The sequence below is a fragment of the Massilia brevitalea genome (assembly GCF_030711405.1).
Taxonomy (GTDB): Bacteria; Pseudomonadota; Gammaproteobacteria; order Burkholderiales; family Burkholderiaceae_D; genus Telluria; species Telluria brevitalea.
Map to the genome: position 1 here is coordinate 18,956 of NZ_JAULSI010000015.1, position 18,496 is coordinate 37,451.

General features: G+C 66.0%; 16 protein-coding genes and 1 riboswitch. Of the genes, 11 read left to right on the top strand and 5 right to left on the bottom strand.

The genetic code is table 11. The features are described 5' to 3' along the window. Positions 1-30 precede the first annotated feature (30 nt). Positions 31-1,002, top strand: a complete 972-nt coding sequence (locus QWL29_RS11325; protein ID WP_305822997.1) for a DUF535 family protein — start codon at positions 31-33, stop codon at positions 1,000-1,002. Positions 1,003-1,212: 210 nt separating this feature from the next. Next, positions 1,213-1,311, top strand: a riboswitch (TPP riboswitch). 79 nt (positions 1,312-1,390) lie between these two features. Next, a complete protein-coding gene (locus QWL29_RS11330) occupies positions 1,391-3,523 on the top strand; it encodes a TonB-dependent siderophore receptor (protein ID WP_305822998.1) in 2,133 nt (710 codons plus the stop codon). Here QWL29_RS11330 and QWL29_RS11335 read toward each other — a convergent pair. Both QWL29_RS11335 and pnuC read right to left on the bottom strand, forming a co-directional pair. Continuing rightward, a complete protein-coding gene (locus QWL29_RS11335; RefSeq protein WP_305822999.1) occupies positions 3,520-4,029 on the bottom strand; it encodes an AAA family ATPase in 510 nt (169 codons plus the stop codon). The two genes, QWL29_RS11330 and QWL29_RS11335, sit on opposite strands and share 4 nt — an antisense overlap. Continuing rightward, a complete protein-coding gene (gene pnuC, locus QWL29_RS11340; protein WP_305823000.1) occupies positions 4,026-4,619 on the bottom strand; it encodes a nicotinamide riboside transporter PnuC in 594 nt (197 codons plus the stop codon). Before pnuC ends, QWL29_RS11335 begins: the two co-directional genes overlap by 4 nt. Positions 4,620-4,859: 240 nt before the next feature. On the opposite strand from pnuC, the gene QWL29_RS11345 reads away from it, so the two are divergent. The 7 genes from QWL29_RS11345 to QWL29_RS11375 are packed head-to-tail and all read left to right on the top strand — an operon-like array spanning position 4,860 to position 12,074. After that, on the top strand, positions 4,860-6,107 hold the full coding sequence (locus QWL29_RS11345; protein ID WP_305823001.1) for an efflux RND transporter periplasmic adaptor subunit: 1,248 nt from the start codon (positions 4,860-4,862) through the stop codon (positions 6,105-6,107). 35 nt (positions 6,108-6,142) lie between these two features. After that, positions 6,143-6,805, top strand: coding sequence for an ABC transporter ATP-binding protein (locus tag QWL29_RS11350; RefSeq protein WP_305823002.1), 663 nt, complete (start codon positions 6,143-6,145; stop codon positions 6,803-6,805). A gap of 9 nt (positions 6,806-6,814) precedes the next feature. Further along, a complete protein-coding gene (locus QWL29_RS11355) occupies positions 6,815-8,062 on the top strand; it encodes an ABC transporter permease (protein ID WP_305823003.1) in 1,248 nt (415 codons plus the stop codon). Then, the gene (locus tag QWL29_RS11360; RefSeq protein WP_305823004.1) at positions 8,062-9,261 is read left to right on the top strand and encodes an ABC transporter permease; all 1,200 of its coding nucleotides are present in this window, start codon (positions 8,062-8,064) and stop codon (positions 9,259-9,261) included. The genes QWL29_RS11355 and QWL29_RS11360 overlap by 1 nt, the downstream gene beginning before the upstream one ends. A gap of 30 nt (positions 9,262-9,291) precedes the next feature. Beyond that, positions 9,292-10,362 (top strand): sigma-54-dependent transcriptional regulator, encoded by a 1,071-nt coding sequence (locus tag QWL29_RS11365; RefSeq protein WP_305823005.1) that lies wholly within the window; start codon positions 9,292-9,294, stop codon positions 10,360-10,362. Next, positions 10,363-10,683, top strand: coding sequence for a helix-turn-helix domain-containing protein (locus tag QWL29_RS11370; RefSeq protein WP_502572776.1), 321 nt, complete (start codon positions 10,363-10,365; stop codon positions 10,681-10,683). Beyond that, entirely contained in the window at positions 10,680-12,074 is a 1,395-nt protein-coding gene (locus tag QWL29_RS11375; protein WP_305823007.1) for a sensor histidine kinase, read from the top strand. The genes QWL29_RS11370 and QWL29_RS11375 overlap by 4 nt, the downstream gene beginning before the upstream one ends. A gap of 823 nt (positions 12,075-12,897) precedes the next feature. On the opposite strand, the gene QWL29_RS11380 is transcribed toward QWL29_RS11375, so the two are convergent. Together QWL29_RS11380 and QWL29_RS11385 are read right to left on the bottom strand one after the other, a co-directional pair. After that, positions 12,898-15,033, bottom strand: coding sequence for a S46 family peptidase (locus QWL29_RS11380; protein ID WP_305823008.1), 2,136 nt, complete (start codon positions 15,031-15,033; stop codon positions 12,898-12,900). A 150-nt stretch (positions 15,034-15,183) separates the two neighbouring features. Next, positions 15,184-15,987, bottom strand: coding sequence for a PEP-CTERM sorting domain-containing protein (locus QWL29_RS11385; RefSeq protein ID WP_305823009.1), 804 nt, complete (start codon positions 15,985-15,987; stop codon positions 15,184-15,186). A gap of 164 nt (positions 15,988-16,151) precedes the next feature. Between QWL29_RS11385 and QWL29_RS11390 the strand changes: the two genes are divergently transcribed. After that, the gene (locus QWL29_RS11390) at positions 16,152-17,174 is read left to right on the top strand and encodes a bile acid:sodium symporter family protein (protein WP_370663691.1); all 1,023 of its coding nucleotides are present in this window, start codon (positions 16,152-16,154) and stop codon (positions 17,172-17,174) included. A 158-nt stretch (positions 17,175-17,332) separates the two neighbouring features. Next, positions 17,333-18,004 carry a hypothetical protein gene (locus tag QWL29_RS11395; RefSeq protein WP_305823010.1) on the top strand — a complete coding sequence of 224 codons (672 nt, stop codon included), beginning with the start codon at positions 17,333-17,335 and terminating at the stop codon, positions 18,002-18,004. Positions 18,005-18,019: 15 nt separating this feature from the next. Here QWL29_RS11395 and QWL29_RS11400 read toward each other — a convergent pair whose 3' ends face one another. Next, positions 18,020-18,391 carry a hypothetical protein gene (locus QWL29_RS11400; protein WP_305823011.1) on the bottom strand — a complete coding sequence of 124 codons (372 nt, stop codon included), beginning with the start codon at positions 18,389-18,391 and terminating at the stop codon, positions 18,020-18,022. Positions 18,392-18,496 lie beyond the last annotated feature (105 nt).

The window sequence follows — 18,496 nt, forward strand, 5'->3', positions numbered from 1 at the left end:
GCCTGACACCGCCACCTATGGAATGCGACCATGATCTTCGCCCACCTCGCCAAGCATTGGACGGCCCCTCGTGGCCAGGTTTCCTTCACCTCGCGCCTGATGGCGGTGCTGCGCAGCGCGCGCGTGCTGCGCTACTGGCGCGACCATGCCTCGCTGTGCCAGCTCGACGTGGTGCGCAACTACGTGGCGGCGCCCGCCAACACCGACCTGTTCCATCACCTGAGCCACCGGCATTACCTGGCCAAGGGCCTGTCGGCGCGCCAGCGCGTGCAGTGCGTGCTGTCGCACTACCGTTTCGAGGAAACCAGTTTCAATGCCGCCTACAAGCAGGCCGTGTACGCCAGCGGCGGGCTGGCGCTGTGGCAGCATGAGGCAGGCGGCAGCCAGTTCCTGATCCGCCTGGAGATGGCATCGCGCATGAACGCCGAGGGCGACCTGACGCTTGCCCTGGTGGCCGACCGCAAGGTGCTGCACCGCTTGTCGTTCTCCTGGGTCGACGGCGCGGTGGCCGGCCTGCCGCCGGGGCTGGTGCCCGAGTTGATACCATTCGTGACCCGCAACCAGGGCCGCTGGACCGATTCGGGCGACGCCTTCGAGGCCTTCGAGAACGCTTTCCCGAACAACTCGCCGAGCTTCTTCTGCTTCGCCGCGATGCAGGGCGTGGCCCAGGCGGTGGGCATGGAGCAGGTGGCGGGCGTGAAGTGCACCGCGCACCCGGCCTACGATTCGCAGGACGCCAAGCATTTCGCGAATGCCTACGACGGTTTCTGGAAGATCCTGGGTGGGGTCGAGCTGCCCGGGGATACGTGGCTGATTTCGCTGCCCTTTTATCTCAAGCCGCTGGCCGACATGCCATCCAAGCACCGCAAGCGCGCGGCGCAGCGGCGCGACTACTGGCGCGCGATCGAGACCTCGGCGAAATCGACCTTGCAGCGCCACCTGCTGCATGCGCGTGCGCACCATGAGCATGCCGCGCCGGTGCGCGAAGCCGCCGAAGTTTGATTTGTTTTTCGTAGGGTGGGCACAAGTGCCCACGCGGTCGTACCCATGAACACCGCACCGTTTCACGCATCGCGTCCGATCACACGGTGAGACCGCGTGGGCACAAGTGCCCACCCTACAAACCCTCCACACGTCGGAGCCGACATCCGGTGGGTTCGAGAACCCACCCTACAACGTCGTTGACAAACCAACCACTGCGCCATACACTCGCGCCTTCGCTAGGGGTCCTGGAATTCGCGTTCCGGGTGAGAGATACCCTTCGTACCTGATCTGGATAATGCCAGCGAAGGAAAGCGCAACGCAGTTCCCCATTTGTTTGCCCTTCCCCCACGTTGGCTCCGGTTTTTTCAAAAGCGGCGCCCGTGCGCCGCTCGAATCCGAGCACACAATGAAACCAGTTTTGCAGCACTCCCTCCTCGCCTGCGCCGTGGCCCAGGCGTTCGCCGTTCCTGCCTTTGCACAAACTGCACAAACGAACGACGCCATCCCCTCGGTCGTCGTCAGCGGCAGCAAATGGACCACGAGCGACCGCGCCAGCGTCGGCGGCTTTGCCGACATGGCCATCGTCGACACCCCGGTTTCGATCAGCGCCTTCAGCCGCGAGCAGATGCAGGATTTGTCGATCCGCAGCGCCAGCGACGCCCTCGCCTACGACGCCTCGGTCGGCGACGCCTACAACGCGGTCGGCTATGCCGAGCAGTTCTCGGTGCGCGGCTTCATGCTGAACAATAACTCGGGCTACCGCAAGGACGGCATCGCGATTCCCGCCGACGCCCAGATCCCGCTGGAGAACAAGGAGCGCCTGGAACTGCTGAAAGGCGTGGCCGGAATGCAGGCGGGCCTGGCGGCGCCTGGCGGCATCCTGAACTTCGTCACGGAGCGCCCGACGAATACCGATCTGCGTTCCGTCACGGTCGAGGCGCGCGAGCGCGGCACCCTGTACGGCGCCGTCGACCTCGGCGGACGCTTCGACGACAAGCGCTTCGGCTACCGCGTGAACGCCGCCGCCGAGCGCCTGCGCTCCTACATCGACGGCGCCGATGGCAAGCGCCAGTTCGTATCCGGCGCCTTCGACTGGCAGATCAGCCCCGACGCCCTGCTGCAACTGGACGCCGACTTCCAGCACAAGGAACAGGTCACCGCCCCTGGCTACCAATTGATCCGCGGCGTGGAACTGCCGCGCGGCGTCAACCCGAAGACCCTGCTCAACGCCCAGCCCTGGACCAAGCCGGTCGACACCGACAACGCCAATTTTGGTGCGCGCTTCGACTACCGTTTGAACAGCGACTGGCGCGCCACCATTACCGCCAACAAGCACTGGTTCAAGCGCGACGACTACACCGCCTTCCCTTACGGCTGCAGCAACGAAGGCGACGGCTACTATCCGGGCTACTGCACGAACGGCGACTACGACGTGTACGACTACCAGAGCGTGGGCGAGCGCAAGACGCCGTTCGGCGTGCAGGCGCAGGTGCAGGGCCGCTTCGCCACCGGCGCCCTGCGCCACGTGCTCACCGCCGGCATCGGCTACGCCGAGCGCCACAACAGCTACGGCGACTACGTCTACGACTACGCCGGCTACAGCAACATCTACAACAACCTGGTCGTCGATCCGGCGCCGGGCAATCCGGCGACCGGCCCGGTCAGCGAGCGCTACACCGAGCGCGAACGTTCGCTGTTCGTGCAGGACATCGTCACGCTCACGCCGGAACTCGCCCTGCACGCCGGCCTGCGCTACACGAAGATCGACAGCACGCAAACGCCGGAACTGGAACTCGGCCCAACCGCGAACAAGGGCAACTGGCTGCTGCCGAGCGCCTCGCTGGTCTACAGCGTGACGCCGGGCTGGAACGTCTACGGCACCGTGGCCCATGGCCTGCAGTCGGGCGGCGTGGCGGAGATGGAAACCACCAACCAGAACCAGGACCTGGGCCCGAACCGCTCGAAGCAGTTCGAGCTCGGCGCCAAGGGCCGCATCGGCGACATCGGCCTGACGGCGGCGCTGTTCCAGATCAGTACTGGCCTGGAGTACGTCAACGAAGCGAACACCTTTGTCCGCAACGGCGAGCAGATGCACCGCGGCGTCGAGCTGGCGGCCCAGCGCAGCAGCGGCGCCCTGACCTACGGCGCGACGCTGATGGCGCTGCGCGCAAAGCAGCAGGACACCGGCGACGCCCTGTACGACGGCAAGCGCGCCACCAACGTGCCGGAACTGAAGACCACGCTGTGGGCCGACTACGCAGTGCCGGCCGTGCCGGGCCTGAAGGTGAGCGGCCAGTGGCAGTACGCAGGCAAGAAGGCCTTCGATCCGGAGAACACGGTGTATGTGCCGGGCTACCACGTGTTCGGCCTGGGCGCGGCGTATGGCCTGAAGACGGGTGCGACGAACGTGACGCTGCGTGCGCGCGTCGACAACCTGTTCGACAAGTTCTACTGGCGCGACGTCACCCAGCAACTGGGCGGCTACCTGCTGCCGGGCGCACCGCGCACCTTCCGCGTGTCGGCGCAGTTCGACTTCTAAAGCGCAGCCAGCGCATTCTCCACCTGGAGGATGCGCTGCGGCAGGTCGCCTTTCACCAGCAGGAACGGGATCCCTCGTTCCTGCAATTCCGTCAGCACCATCCGGTGCACCATGTCACGCACTTCTTCCGACTCTCGCTGCAGGCCGTCCGGCGTCCACGGCGTGTCGGTGGCCGCCACCAGCGTCAGGGCGTAGTCATGGGTGCGCGCCAGCTCCGTCAACTGGGCGTCGACGCGGCCCCAGTAGACGCGGCTGTACAGGGCCGTCATCAGCGGCGTGGTGTCGCAGAACAGGAAGTCACGCGCCAGAACCGCGGCCGCATCTTCGCGCGCACGCTGGGTGCGGGCAATGCCGAACTGGTCTTCCTCGAAGGGCACGCGCCCCATCGTGTCGACGAACTCGCGCAGGTATTCCGGCACCCACACGGTGCCATGGCGCCGCGCCAGCGCCTCGCACAGGGTCGACTTGCCCGAGGATTCCGCGCCGAGGATGGCGATGCGCTTCATCGGTCCACTCGCGCGATGTTGCCCCAGGCGCGCAGCCCGCGTGCGGCCAGCAGCACGAAGATCGCATACAGCACCGCCGTCACGTGCAGGTCTTTGAACAAATACAGGCCCACGTACAGCACGTCGACCACGATCCAGACCACCCAGTTCTCGACCTTCTTGCGCGCCAGCAGCAGCTGGCCGACCAGGCTGCCGGCGGTGAGGAAGGCATCCATGTGCGGGACGTCGGTGTTGGTGTAGGTCTTCAGGAACCACGACAGCAGCAGGAAGCCGAGCGCCCAGCCGGCAAGCGCCCAGGCCCAGCCGGCGCCATGCAAACGCGTGACCACCAGGCGCGTCTCCCCTGCCCCGCGCAGCCACTGGTACCAGCCCCACACCGACGCCGCGATGAAGACCAGCTGCAAGCCGCTGTCGCCGTACAGGCGCGCGTCGAAGAAGACCACGGCATAGGTAGCCGACGAGGTGATCGAGAACAGCCAGGCCCAGTGGTTCTGGCGCACGTTCAGCAGCACGGTGGTGACCGCAAGGGCAAACGAGATCAGTTCGAGGGGCGTGGTCGGGAAGCCGAAGATGGCAAGGGTATCGTTCATTGGGGCGGTTCTGCGCAAGCGGCGCACATGGGGTACTCGAAGCGGCGCGCTCGACAGCCGCCATCAGGTCAGCAGGCGATTATGCGAGTTGTGGCAGGAATGCGCAAGGCTGACTGTCCGGAACCGGACACCAGTGTTCGCAGGCGGTCAGCCAGCGCTGCCAAAGCTCCTTTCGTACGGGGCAAACCGGGCTGGCACGGCCCTTGCAACAAGGAAGACAAGAACAAGCACACACCGACCATGGACCAGGCCCTCGCTCCCGATTTCATCCGCCGCCGCCAGCGCATCCGCATCGCCCTCGGCATCCTGCTGTTCGCCGTCATCGTGGCCGCCTGCTGGGGCATCAACCGCCTGCTGCGGCCCAGCGTGGCCGCCGCCGACATCATCGTTTCCACCGTGCGCAAGGGCGACGTCGCCAGCACCGTGAATGCCGCGGGCGTCGTGATTCCCGTGCACGAGGAAGTGGTGGCCAGCCCGGCAGCCAGCCGCGTGGCCAAGGTCCATGCGAAACCAGGCCAGCAAGTCAAGGCCGGCGAGCTGCTGCTCGAACTCGACGACCGCGAAGTGCGCCTCGCACTCGATGCCCTGCAGGAGCAGCTGGCGCAGCAGGAAAACCGCGTCGCCCTGCTCAAGGTGGAGCTCGACCAGAAACACAAGGCGCTCGCCAGCAGCATCGAACTGCTGGAACTCGATTTGCTGTCGGCCAGGGCGCGCCAGGAGCGCAACCAGAAGCTGCGCCAGAGCGGCCTGGTGTCGGGCGAGGACTTATTGGCCTCGGAACTGAACGTGAAGCGCACCGAAATCCAGCTGCGCCAGCAGCGCGAGCAGATCGCCGACAGCCGCCGCGCCACCGCCGGCAGCATCGACGCCGCGAATTTGCAAAAGGCGATCCTGGCCAAGCAGATCGCCCAGCAGGAACGCCTGCTGGCACAGACGAAAGTGGCCGCGCCCTGGGCCGGCATGCTGACTTCGCTGGTGCAGGAAGAAGGCGCCAGCGTGGCCGCCGGCCAGCTGCTGGCGCGGGTATCGGAGATGAACAACTACCGCGTCGAGGCGACCCTGTCCGACTTCCATGCGCGCCTGCTGGTGCCCGGGCAGAAGGTGCGCGTCGAGCAGAACGGCGAGGTGCTGGCGGGGCGCGTGCACACCGTCCTGCCCGAAATCCAGAACGGCACCGTCAAGCTGCTGGTCGACCTCGATCAGCCGCACAACCCGCTGCTGCGCAACAAGATGCGGGTCGACGTCAACATCGTCACCGAACAAAGGACCGGCACCCTGGTGCTCGACGCCGGCGCCGCCTTCAACGGCAGCGGCCCCCAGCCCGCCTTTGCGGTGCTGGACGGCGTGGCGCGCAAGACCACGCTGCAGCTGGGCGGCGGCGACGGCAAGCTGGTCGAAGTGCTGTCCGGCGCGCGGCCGGGCGAGCGCTTCATCGTGTCCGACACCCGGGCCTTCAAGGACCTCGACAGCATCCGCATCATTGAATAACACGAGCGAACAACGCATACAACAAGGGGAAGACCATGATCCGACTGAACAAAGTCAGCAAGACCTACCGCACCGACAAGGTGGAAACCCTGGCCGTGAAGGAGATCGACCTGCACGTAAAGAAAGGCGAATTCGTCGCCATGATGGGCCCCAGCGGCTGCGGCAAGAGCACCCTGCTCAACCTGATCGGCCTGCTGGACCGGCCGGGCGAAGGCAGCATCGAGGTCGAAGGCATCCCGATCACGCGCTACCGCGACAAGCAGGTGGCCACACTGCGCAACAGCACCTTCGGCTTCATCTTCCAGAGCTTCCACCTGATCCCCGATTTGCGCGTGATCGACAACGTCGAGCTGCCGCTGCTGTACCGCGCGATGCCTGCCGGCGAACGGCGCCGCCTTGCACGCGAGGCGCTGGAAAAGGTCGGCCTCGGCGCACGCATGGACCACTTCCCGAACCAGCTCTCGGGCGGCCAGCAGCAGCGCGTGGCGATCGCGCGCGCCATCGTCGGCCAGCCGCAGGTGCTGCTCGCCGACGAGCCGACCGGCAACCTCGACAGCAAGATGGGCGCCGAAGTCATGGACATCCTGCTCGGGCTGAACGCCGAGGGCACGACCGTGGTCATGGTCACCCACGACGAGCACGAGGCGCGCCGCACCAGCCGCATCGTGCGCGTGTTCGACGGCCAGCTGGTCGCGTAAGGAGACGCCATGCTTCGCAACTACCTGCTCACCGCGTGGAAGGTCTTCATGCGCCGCAAGCTCTTCACTGCGATTAACCTGGTCTGCATCGTGCTCACCCTGGTGGTGCTGATGGTCGTGACCTCGCTGCTGGAAACCGCCTTCCGCCCGTCCGGGGTCGAGGGCAAGAGCGAGCGCTTCCTGCAGATCGTCATGATGCGCATGGACAGCCACGACGGCAATAGTGTCAGTACCACGCCGCTCGGCTACAAGCTGATCGAGAAATTCCTGAAGCCCATGCCTGGCGTCGAACGCGTTGCTGCCGCCACCCTGCCGAGCGGCGCTGCCGTCTATCAGGGCGAACGCGTGAGCGAGATGCAGATGCGCCGCGTCGATGCGGATTATTGGAAGATCCTCGACTTCACGCTGCTGGCGGGGCGCCTGCCGAACGCCGCCGACGACGCGGCCGGCCGCATGATCGCCGTGCTGAACGCCACCACGGCGCAGCGCCTGTTTCCCGGCCAGCCCGCCGCAGCCGTCGGCCAGCATATCGACGTCGGCGGCCAGAACTTCGAGGTCGTGGGCGTGGTCGAGGATGCGATGCACGTGAATGCGTTTGCCGACATCTGGGCGCCGATCAGCACCTTTGCCTCCTCGGACTACCGCAACGAACTGACCGGCATGTTCGTCGCCCTGATCCTGGCCGAACGCAGCGCCGACCTGCCGCGCATCCAGCGCCAGGTAGAGCAGATCGCAAAAGGCGTGGTGCAGGCAGATCCGAAGAAGTGGAAGACGACACGCTTCTGGGCCGACTCCAAACTCGACCTGTTTGCCCGCATGACGGTGGGCGGCAACGAGAAGCTCGACTCGGGCGCCGGCCTGCTGCTTGCGCTGATCGCCGCGGCGATGCTGCTCTTCATGCTGCTGCCGGCCCTGAACCTGGTGAACCTGAACACCGGCCGTATCATGGAGCGGCGCGTCGAGATCGGCGTGCGCAAGGCGTTTGGCGCCACCAGTTCCCAGCTGGCGATCCAGCTGGTAGTGGAAAACGTGCTGCTCTGCCTGGCCGGCGGCCTGATCGCCCTGGCCGCGACCGCCGGCTTGCTGGCCTGGCTCAAGCACATCCAGCTGATCGACTACATGCGCTACGACCTGAACCTGGCCGTGTTCGGCTGGGGCATGCTGATCGCCACCGTCTTCGGCCTGCTCTCCGGCGTACTGCCCGCCTGGAAGATGTCGCGCCTCGATCCTGTCCACGCCCTGAAGGGAGCCGCCTGATGTTCCGCCATTTGCTGAAACTGACCTGGAAGCGCAAGTCCAGGAACCTGATGCTGAGCCTCGAGATCCTGCTCGCCTTTGCCATCGTGTTCGGCGTCGCCGCCTTTGCTGCGCGCTACGCCCAGCTGTACCGCATGCCGCTCGGCTTCGATTCGAACGACGCCTGGTCGGTGACGATCCAGGCCGGCGACAATGGCAAGACGCGCTTCGACGCCGGCGTCTACGACAGCCTGCGGCGCGGCCTGGCCGAGCTGCCGGAAGTCAGTCGTATCGCCTTTGCCAGCTTCGAACCCTATGCGTTTTCTACGTATGCCTCGGACATGCGGCGCGACGCCAAGGCGCCGCAAGTGCACACGGAAATGATCGAAGCCGACGACGCCCTGGCCGGCGTGCTCGGGCTGAACCTGGTCGAGGGACGCTGGTTCTCCGCGCTCGACAACGGCAGCGCGGCGCGCCCGGTCGTGATCAACCGGCGCATGGCCGAGGCCATGTTCCCAGGCGTGCGCGCGGTCGGCCAGCAGTTCATCGACGGCGAAGGCGGCAAGACGACCGTTGCCTACCGCGTGGTCGGCGTGGTCGACGAATTTCGCGCCAAGGGCGAGTTCGAGGCGCCGGTCAACTTCGCCTTCCAGCGCTTTGAAGTGGGCAGACACGACGGCGACATCCGTACCATCCTGCTGAAGGTGAAGCCCGGCACCGCGCGCGACTTCGAACGGCGCCTGAATGCGCGCCTGAAGCTGATCCGCAACGACTGGGCGTACCAGATCACGCCGCTGTCCACACTGCGCAAGACCATGCTGCACACGCGCGCCACGCCGCTGGTGCTGGTGTCGGTGATCGCCGCCTTCATGCTGGTGATGGTCGCCTTTGGCCTGTTCGGCGCGCTGTGGCAGAACACCACCGCGCGCATTCCCGAGATCGGCCTGCGCCGCGCGATCGGCGCCAGCGCCGCAAGCATCTACCGCCAGATCGTGCTCGAACAGTTCATGCTCAGCTCGATTGCGATCGGGCTCGGCCTGGTCCTGCTGGTGCAGCTGCCGCTGACCGGCGTGTTCGGCGAGAGCCTGAACTGGGCGGTCTTCGCGGCGGCAGCGGGCCTGTCGATGGCGGTCATCTATCTGCTATCCTTGGTCTGCGCCCTGTACCCGGGCTGGCGCGCCAGCCGTCTGAGCCCGACCGAAGCGCTGCACTACGAGTAACAGAAAACGACAAGAAAGAGACTCACCGAGATGGAAGCATCACGCACTCCGCGCATCCTGGTCGTCGACGACGACGGCGCGGTCCAGGTGTCGCTGGCCCTGCTGCTCAAGCAATCCGGTTTCGACGCCGCCTGCTGCGACGGGCCGGCGCAAGCCCTGGCCCTGCTGGCGCGCGAACCCTTTGACCTGGTCCTGCAGGACATGAACTTTTCGCTGCAGACCAGCGGCGCCGAGGGCCTGGCGCTGCTGGACGCCATCCGCAAGCAGCATCCGCAGCTGCCGGTGCTCCTGATGACGGCCTGGGGCTCGATTGGGCTGGCGGTGAATGGCATCAAGGCCGGCGCCGCCAATTTCTTCACCAAGCCCTGGGACAACGCCCAGCTGGTGGAACTGGTGCGCGCCACGCTGGACCTGGCCGGTGCACCGGCCGGCGGCCTCACGCGCGGGGCGCTCGACAGCGGCTTCGACTTTTCCGCCATCGTCGGCGAGCACCCCAAGCTGCTGCGCGTGCTGGCGACGGTAGCCCAGGTGGCGAAGACGCGGGCGCCGGTGCTGATCCTCGGTGAAAGCGGCACCGGCAAGGAGCTGGTGGCCGACGCCATCCACCGCAACAGCCCGCGCGCGGGCGCACCCATCGTCAAGATCAACACGGGTGCGATCACGCCGACGCTGTTCGAAAGCGAGATGTTCGGCCACGTGCGCGGCGCCTTCACCGATGCGCGCAGCGATCGCAAGGGCCACATCGCCACGGCCGAAGGCGGCACCCTGTTCCTGGACGAGATCGGGGAGCTGAACCGCGGCGACCAGGTGAAACTCCTGCGCGTGCTGCAGGACGGCCGCTACCAGCCGGTCGGCGCCAGCCGCAGCGAGCAGGCCGACGTGCGTGTGGTGTCGGCCACGAACCGCGAACTGGCCGAGCTGGTGGCCGCCGGCGAATTCCGCGAAGACCTGTTCTACCGCCTGAACCTGATCACCATCCGCCTGCCGCCGCTGCGCGAGCGGCGCAGCGACATCCCCCTGCTGGCGAGGCACATCGCGGCAAGCGTGGCCGCCAGCTATGGCCTGGGCGAGGTCGGCCTGAGCGCCAGCGCGCTGGAGTAGCTGGGCGCCCAGCCCTGGCCCGGCAACATCCGCCAGCTCAAGCAAACGCTGGAACGCACCCTGCTCCTGGCCGGCAAGGCGCAATTGACAGGCGCCGACTTCGCCGCCGGCCAGCATGACGAGGCAGGAGGCGCACCGCGCCTGGGCGTGGACGGCATGACGCTGGAACAGGTGGAGCGCCACATGATCGAGCAGGCGCTCGACCAGCACGGCGGCAACATCACACGCGTGGCCAAGGCGCTCGGCCTGTCGCGCACGGCCCTGTACCGGAGACTGGAACGCCACGGCCTGGCCGAACCCGGCGCCGAGGACGGCGCGTGACGCTGCGCCTGCGCCTGGGCGCCTACCTGCTGGCGCTGCACCTGCTGCTGTTCGGCGCCGCGGCCTGGCTGCTGATCGACCGTCCGGTGTGGTTCGTCGCCGCCGAAGCGCTGCTGCTGGGCAGCCTGGTGCTGGGCTTCGCGCTGCTGCGGCGTGCGCTCGAACCGCTCGGCTACACGCGCCGCTTCCACGATCTGCTGCAGGACGGGCATTACGCGAACCGCCTTGCGGCGCCGGCCTCGCGCGAGCTGGAAGAACTGGTCGCCATGTTCAACACCATGCTGGCCGCCCTGCACCGCGAGCGCCTGGCCGCCGGCGAGCAGCAGGGTTTCCTCGACCGCCTGCTGGAAGCGACGCCGGGCGCGGTGCTGGTCTTCGATTTCGACGGCGCCGTCAGCCTGGTGAACGCCAGCGCCCTGGCCCTGCTCGGCATCGAACGGCCGCAAGGCCATGCGCTGCCCGCCTGGCTGGCCGGCACGGCGCCGCTTGCGCATGGGCTGGATGCACGGGGACGCGAACGCAGCCTCGATCTGATCGCCCAGCTCGACGCCCTGCCCCTGGGCGACAGCCGCCTGCTGACCGACCTCGAAGGCCGCCGCTACCGGGCCCAGCGCGGCCAGTTCTACGACCGCGGTTTTGCGCGCCACTTCCTGATGGTCGAGGAACTGACGGCGGAGCTGGAAGACTCGGAGCGCGCCACCTACGCCAAGCTGGTGCGGGTGCTGGCGCACGAGGTGAACAACACGGTTGCCGCGACCCGTTCCGTGCTCGATTCGCTGCTGTTCTACCGCAGCCAACTGGCGGAGTCGGACGCCGCCGATTTCGCCACCGCCATCGAGGCGGTCAAGCGGCGCAACCTGAGCCTGGGCGAATTCATCGACCGTTTTACGCGCGTGGTGAAGATGCCGGCGCCGGAGCTGCGGCCGGTGCGCATGAAGGAAATGGTCGACGATATCTTGTGGCTGAACCGCGAACTGTGCGCCAGCCGCGGCATCACGCTCCGCTGGCGCCGCTGCGACGACGTGCCGGCGGTGGCGCTGGATGCGCAATTGATGGAAGGGGCGCTGCTGAACATCGTGAAGAATGCGATCGAGGCGGTGGCGGCCAGGCAGGCAGCCGGGGTCGCGGGCGGGCAGGTGGAACTGTCGCTGGAGCGCGATGGCGATGGCGTGGTGCTGGCGGTGTTCGACTCGGCCGACCTGCTGGGCGAAGTGCCGCCAAGGCAGCTGTTCACGCCCTTCTTCAGCACCAAGCAGGGTGGCCAGGGGATCGGGCTGATGTTCGTGCGCGAGGTGTTGATGCGGCACGGGTTTGCGTATTCGCTGGCGTCGACCGGCCATGGCGAGACGCGGTTCGCTATCCGCTTCTCTATTACGGCCCGGGACGCGTGAATCGGCAACGGGACGCGTGATTCGGGCCCGGGACGTGTGACGTACGGTGGGCACCCCGTGCCCACGCGGTACGCACGTAAGCTTGCACCGCTGGCGGCACCGACTCGCTCGCGACATGCGCAACGGCCCGGACGCCCGTTCGATTGCCCTGTCCATCGCATGCTTCGCGAGCGAACATTCGCCGCTAGAGGTGCAAGGATGCGCACGTAACCGCGTGGGCACGGAGTGCCCACCCTACGTTGCTGGCGGCACCGACTCGCTCGCGACAGACGCAAAGGCTACGACATTTGTTCGATTGCCGTGTCCATCTCATGCTTCGCGAGCGAACATTCGCCGCTAGAGGTGCAAGGATGCGCACGTAACCGCGTGGGCACGGAGTGCCCACCCTACGTTGCTGGCGGCACCGACTCGCTCGCGACATAGGCAAAGGCTACGACATTTGTTCGATTGCCGTGTCCATCTCATGCTTCGCGAGCGAACATTCGCCGCAAAGGGTGCAAGGATACGCACGTAACCGCGTGGGCACGGAGTGCCCACCCTACGTTGCTGGCGGCACCGACTCGCTCGCGACATAGGCAAAGGCTACGACATTTGTTCGATTGCCGTGTCCATCTCATGCTTCGCGAGCGAACATTCGCCGCAAAGGGTGCAAGGATACGCACGTAACCGCGTGGGCACGGAGTGCCCACCGTACGTTGCTGGCGGCGCCGACTCGCTCGCGACACGCGCAACGGCCACGACATTTATTCGATTGCCGTAGCCGACGTAAAAAAACCGCGGCGGGATGGCTCCGGCCGCGGTTTTTTCCATGCTTAATCCCGGATTATTTTTTCGGGTATTTGATCGTCATTTCCTTAAGCAGGTTATCCGCTCCGTCGACTTCCTTCATCACCCACAGCATGTAGCGGATGTCGACGTGGATCGCGCGCGTGATTGCGGTGTCGAAGTACCAGTCCTTGGTGATCGACTCGTAGGTCGAATCGAAGTTCAGGCCCACCAGCTCGCCGCGCTTGTTCATCACGGCCGAACCGGAATTGCCGCCGGTGGTATCGGCGCTCGACAGGAAGTTCACCGGTACGGTGTTCAGCACCGGGTCCTTGAACACGCCGTAGCGCTTCTCCTGCACCGCCTTGGTCAGTGCCGCCGGGACCAGGAACGGGTCCTTGTCGGTGGCTTTCTCGACGATGCCCTCGACCGTCGTGAACGGACCTTTCACGAGACCGTCGCGCGGCGAATACGGCGCCACGGTGCCGTAGGTCACGCGCAGGGTCGAGTTCGCGTCAGGGTAGACCGGTTTGCCCTGCGACTTCTTCCAGGCGATGACGGCGGCCATGTACTGCGGGATGGTGCGGTCCAGGTTACCGTCGATGTCCTTGCGCGCGTCTTCCAGCTTGCCGGCGGCGTCGTTCAGGCGTACCGCCAATTGAATGAACGGGTCGTTCGACTTGCGGAAGGCGTCGGCGTCCTTGCCGATCCAGGCCAGCCGCTTGGCGGTGTCGGCCAGCTCGGTGTTCTTGTAGAACGTGTCCAGGCTGTCGGCCTTGGGCAGCAGCGCGTCCAGGCCCTGCGGGCGCAGCTTGGCGTCGATCTGCGCATAGCGGCCGAGGGCGGCAGCCCAGCGCGCCTGGTCGACGTTCGTCACGAACGACTGTTCCAGGCGGGTCAGGCGCGCCTTGATGAACGACAGGTCGCGTTCCTGGTAGCCGCTTTCGCGCTGGGCATCCGGCTTCTGGCGTTCCTGGGCCAGGCGGTACAGGGTGCGTGCGCTCTTGAGCAGGTCGCTGTTGGTGGCTTCCGCATAAGCGGCTTCCTGGCGCGACAGCGCCATGTCGGCGGCGATCACGGTGTCCAGCTGGCCCAGCAGATCCGAAGCGCTGCCGTTCTTCGCGTACCAGGCGCGGAACTCGGCGTCCTGCACGTCCTTGATGGCGGCGATGTCCTTGCGCGCGAAGCCGTCCAGCAGCCCCTGCGTTTTCTTGAGCACGTTGTTCAGGCTCTTGGCCACGCTGGCGTAGCGCACGTCCCAGGCGGCGTTACCCTTGGTAGCGGCGGCGATCACGTCGAGGTCGGCGGTGATGGTCTTCACCTTGGCCGGGTAGTCGACATCGCGTGCGAAGCGGATTTCCGACGGCAGCTTGTAGCGGCTGGTGCGGCCAGGGTAGCCGGCCAGCAGGATCGGGTCGCCGTTCTTCAGGCCTTCGCTTGATACCACCAGGAAGTCCTTCGATTTATAGGGCACATTATCCGGCGACGGGTCGGCGGGACGGCCATCCTTGCCGACGTAGGCACGCAGGAAGGTGTAGTCGCCGGTCTGGCGCGGCCACTCGTAGTTGTCGATGTCGCCGCCGAAGTTGCCGATCTTGTCCGACGGCGCGTACACCAGGCGCACGTCGCGGATCATCAGCTGCCTGATGCGGTAGTACTCGAGGCCGCGGTGGAAGGCCGGCACCGAGCAGCGGTAAGCCTTGTCGCTCTCGCATTCGGCGATCAGGGCCTTGATGCGCGAGGAGATGGTTTCGCTGCGTTCGCGACCGCTCATGTTCGCGCCCAGGTCCTTCAGCACGCGCTCGGTCACGTTCTCGACCTTCTCGGTCACGTACACCAGCGAGTTCGGGCCGCCCGGCAGTTCCTCGGCGCGGGTCCTGGCCAGGAAGCCGTCGACGATGTAGTTCTTTTCCGGGGTCGAGTTGCGCTGGATGGCGCCGTAGCCGCAGTGGTGGTTCGTGACCACCAGGCCGTCCGGCGACACGAAGGAAGCCGAGCAGCCGCCCAGCGACACGATGGCGCTCATCGGATGCTTCGACAAATCGGCCAGTTTCTCGGCCGGCATCGTGATGCCGATGCGTTTCAGTTCAGATTTCAGCTGCGGCAGCTGGTGCGGTTGCCACTGGCCTTCGTCGGCGACGGCGTGTGCCGCGACGCCAAGCAAGGCGACCGGCAGGACGATGGATTTGAACAAGGTAAGACCCCGGTGAATGAAAACAAGCGGCGAGTATAGCCGGGTTGCCGGGGCGGGAAAACGGTTTTTTGGCGCGAATGGAAGACGCGTAAAGACGACGGCACCGCCGGCCAGGCCTGGCGTGCCGCCGTCAAACGGCGCGGCGGCGAATCAGGCGCGCTTGCGCTTGCGGGCCGTGACGGCTGCCGCGATCCCCAGGCCCAGCAGCGCCAGGCTGGCCGGTTCCGGCACCTCGCCGGCAGCGGCGGTTTCGAAGTTGAAGCGCTGGCCGTCGGCGCCGAAGGCATAGTGCACGTTGTCGACGAAGCCGGTGAAGCTGCCGTTCCAGCCCGAGCCGATGCCGAACTCGATACCGAGGATGGCGCTGTTCGCACCCAGCACATCGGCCGGCGCGCCCGGACGCGGGCCGTTCATCCACTCGGCCAGCATGGTGCCGTAGTTTTCCACGGTGTTCCCCGGCGCGAACTGGCGCATCCAGAAATTGCCGCCGATGATGTCGCTGCTGGTCCAGGCGCCGTCGACCAGGCCGCCGCCGTTGTAGATCTGTTCCCAGATCAGGTAGCCGGTATCGTCCTGCGTGTCGATGTTGCCGTCGGCGTCGTACACCAGGCGCAGCGCCGGCTGCAGGTGGGCGGCGGCGGTGCCGCCGGCGGCGCGGTACCAGTCGTAGCTGAGGGCGCTCAGGTTGCCGAGCGTGCGTCCGGCAACGTAACCCCAGGTGAAGGCGAAGTCGGCCTTGCCGTTGCCGTCGGCCAGCGACATCTCGACCGAGCCGTTGCCGTCGCGGGCATTCGTATTGGTAATCGCCGCGCTGCTGTTGACGCGCACGTTGGTCACGTTCCAGTGGTTCAGGCCGGGGCCCATGTCCTCGGGCGTGACGGTGATGGCGGCGGCGTGGGCGCCGGTGCCGGTGACGGCAGCGGCCAGCAGCGCTGCGTGAAGTAGCGTTTTCATGTTCATCCCCTGTTTGGAAAGTTTCATTATTTTTAACTGCGGAAATATACTATCAGCATAGTGTTGCAAACAAGTACATATTTTATGGCTGAGTAGGCTGCCGGCAACAGCCGCGGACGCTTGCGGCTAGAATGGCCGCTTCACCGCTTCACTTCCGCACCGCCATGGACCGTTTCTCCGCCCTGATGCGCCGCCTGGCCATCGAACCCTATACCCTCGCCCTGCTCGGCATGGTCGTGCTGGCCAGCTTCCTGCCCGCCAGCGGCCAGGTGGCCGCCGCCCTCGGCAACGTCACCACCTTCGCCATCGGCCTGCTGTTCTTTCTGCACGGCGCCAAGCTCTCGCGCGAAGCCATCGTCGCCGGCATCATGCACTGGCGCCTGCACCTGCTGGTGCTGGCCTCGACCTTTGTCATGTTCCCGCTGATGGGCCTGGCCATCAAGCCGCTGGCGCTTGGCCTGCTCACGCCCGACCTGTACCTCGGCATCCTGTTCCTGTGCGTGCTGCCGTCGACCGTGCAATCCTCGATTGCCTTTACCGCCATGGCGCGCGGGAACGTAGCGGCGGCCGTGTGCAGCGCCTCTGCCTCGAACTTCCTCGGCATTTTCCTGACGCCGCTGCTGGTGGGCGCATTCATCGTCCAGGGCGCGGGCGACGCCGGCTTCGGCTGGGGGCAGGTACTGAGCATCGTCGAACAGCTACTGCTGCCTTTCCTCGCCGGCCAGTTGCTGCGCCCCTGGATCGGCGCCTTCATCGACCGCCACAAGCCGGTGCTGCGCTATGTCGACCAGGGTTCGATTTTGCTGGTGGTGTACACCGCGTTTTCCGAGTCCGTCACCGAAGGCCTGTGGCAGCACGTCTCCGGCGCCACGCTGGCCGCCCTGCTCGGCATCTGCGCCCTGATGCTGGCGATTGCCCTGGCGCTGGCCACCTGGACCAGCCGCCGCCTGGGCTTCTCGAAAGAGGACGAGATCACCATCGTCTTCTGCGGCTCGAAGAAAAGCCTGGCGACTGGCGTGCCGATGGCCAAGGTGCTGTTCGCGCCCTCGGCGCTGGGCATGATCATCCTGCCCGTGATGCTGTTCCACCAGATCCAGCTGATGGTGTGCGCTGTGCTGGCGCAACGCTGGGCGCGGCGGGCGCAGCAGGCTGGGGCTGTGCCTGCGGCCGAAAAACAGGGCGCCTGAGGCGATCCGCCTGGATTCCAATAGTTCCGTCAATGAACAGACGGGTCAGCGATTTGGCCCCGTGTCCTGAGAGAGCGCAAACAACCTATTGGCGCAAGTTGCCTTCCCTTTGAAACCTGTCACGCTTTAGCGAAGACGCTGACCAAATGGAGCAGGCAATGCCACGAGAACATGGCTCGCACGAGACCGAGGAAGAGCGGTTTGCCCAGATCACGCGCCGGGTCTGGAAGGCAGTATGGAAAATCGTCGCGCCCGGAGCGGCGCTGGGCCTGGTATTCATGCTGTTCGGCGCACAGTTGGCGGACCACAAGACCTACGGGGATGTCGCCGCATCCCTGCTCGGCGAAATCGGCACCGGCTTCATCGTCGCCTGCATTGCCGTGTTCGGCTACGAGTATCTGCGCGATGTGTCGGGCGTCATCGAGGAGCAACGTGAATTTCGCGACCAGGTCGCGTTGTTCAAGGAAATCAACGAACGCGCGGCCGACCAGGCACTCGGTGACGACCTGCTCAGGGTGCTCGAACATACCGACCTGACAAAGCAGTTGGTGGCGACGGTACAGCAGGCGGTGGACATCAAGGAACGCTCCAGGACCAGGAAAACCGATCCGGACAGGGCGCGTCCCGGGCTGCCGGTTTCCAGCCACACGCCCGACATTTTGCACGGCGACGCTTGCCTCAGCCTGATGGCGGACCTGGCGGTTGAATCCGTGAAGTTCGCCGAAACCCTGAATTTCTTCCACGAAGACGTGTCGAACCGGACCTTCGTGCCCGAGGGCCGGGAAACAACGGGGGTCAAGTCTGACATCCGGACACGAGCCCGGCCGTAGATACAGGCGGGCAGCCTAGACCGCGTATCCGGCGCCGCAATGGATGCAGGCAAAACGCTTCCTGCGCATCACGCTCGTCACCACGCCAGCCCAGCCCGCCGCGCGCGATTGCGACAGCGAGGCCGGATGCGGCGCCTTGAAGCCCTGGATCGTCGGGTGCTTGCCGCAGCCCGGACAGCGGTGCAGCAGGGCCAGCACGACGTGTACCCCGCCGCCCAGGAACATCCCCCACAAGGCCAGCCTCGTGGCGCCGCCAACCGCAGGAAGCATGAAGGCGCTGATCCACCAGAGCAATGCCGCCAGCGCCATGAACGACCAGGTCACGACGACGCTGGCGGCATCGGCGCGCAGCAGGCGCGCTTGCGGATACGGTGGCAAGGTATTCATGAATGATTCCAATAAAATCAGGCGGTTATTCATTACACCCAGAACTGAAAGCCGAGTCACCGCAGGTCTGGCGACCATCCCTTGTGTCCAGCCGTGCCGCTGGAA

Excerpts from the sequence above, each read along its gene's own strand:
- QWL29_RS11335 (WP_305822999.1), bottom strand. The coding sequence starts at position 4,029 with ATGAAGCGCATCGCCATCCTCGGCGCGGAATCCTCGGGCAAGTCGACC.
- QWL29_RS11365 (WP_305823005.1), top strand. The coding sequence starts at position 9,292 with ATGGAAGCATCACGCACTCCGCGCATCCTGGTCGTCGACGACGACGGC.
- QWL29_RS11395 (WP_305823010.1), top strand. The coding sequence starts at position 17,333 with ATGCCACGAGAACATGGCTCGCACGAGACCGAGGAAGAGCGGTTTGCC.
- QWL29_RS11350 (WP_305823002.1), top strand. The coding sequence starts at position 6,143 with ATGATCCGACTGAACAAAGTCAGCAAGACCTACCGCACCGACAAGGTG.
- QWL29_RS11390 (WP_370663691.1), top strand. The coding sequence starts at position 16,152 with ATGGACCGTTTCTCCGCCCTGATGCGCCGCCTGGCCATCGAACCCTAT.
- QWL29_RS11325 (WP_305822997.1), top strand. The coding sequence starts at position 31 with ATGATCTTCGCCCACCTCGCCAAGCATTGGACGGCCCCTCGTGGCCAG.
- QWL29_RS11385 (WP_305823009.1), bottom strand. The coding sequence starts at position 15,987 with ATGAAAACGCTACTTCACGCAGCGCTGCTGGCCGCTGCCGTCACCGGC.
- QWL29_RS11330 (WP_305822998.1), top strand. The coding sequence starts at position 1,391 with ATGAAACCAGTTTTGCAGCACTCCCTCCTCGCCTGCGCCGTGGCCCAG.
- QWL29_RS11360 (WP_305823004.1), top strand. The coding sequence starts at position 8,062 with ATGTTCCGCCATTTGCTGAAACTGACCTGGAAGCGCAAGTCCAGGAAC.
- QWL29_RS11345 (WP_305823001.1), top strand. The coding sequence starts at position 4,860 with ATGGACCAGGCCCTCGCTCCCGATTTCATCCGCCGCCGCCAGCGCATC.
- QWL29_RS11400 (WP_305823011.1), bottom strand. The coding sequence starts at position 18,391 with ATGAATACCTTGCCACCGTATCCGCAAGCGCGCCTGCTGCGCGCCGAT.
- QWL29_RS11355 (WP_305823003.1), top strand. The coding sequence starts at position 6,815 with ATGCTTCGCAACTACCTGCTCACCGCGTGGAAGGTCTTCATGCGCCGC.
- pnuC (WP_305823000.1), bottom strand. The coding sequence starts at position 4,619 with ATGAACGATACCCTTGCCATCTTCGGCTTCCCGACCACGCCCCTCGAA.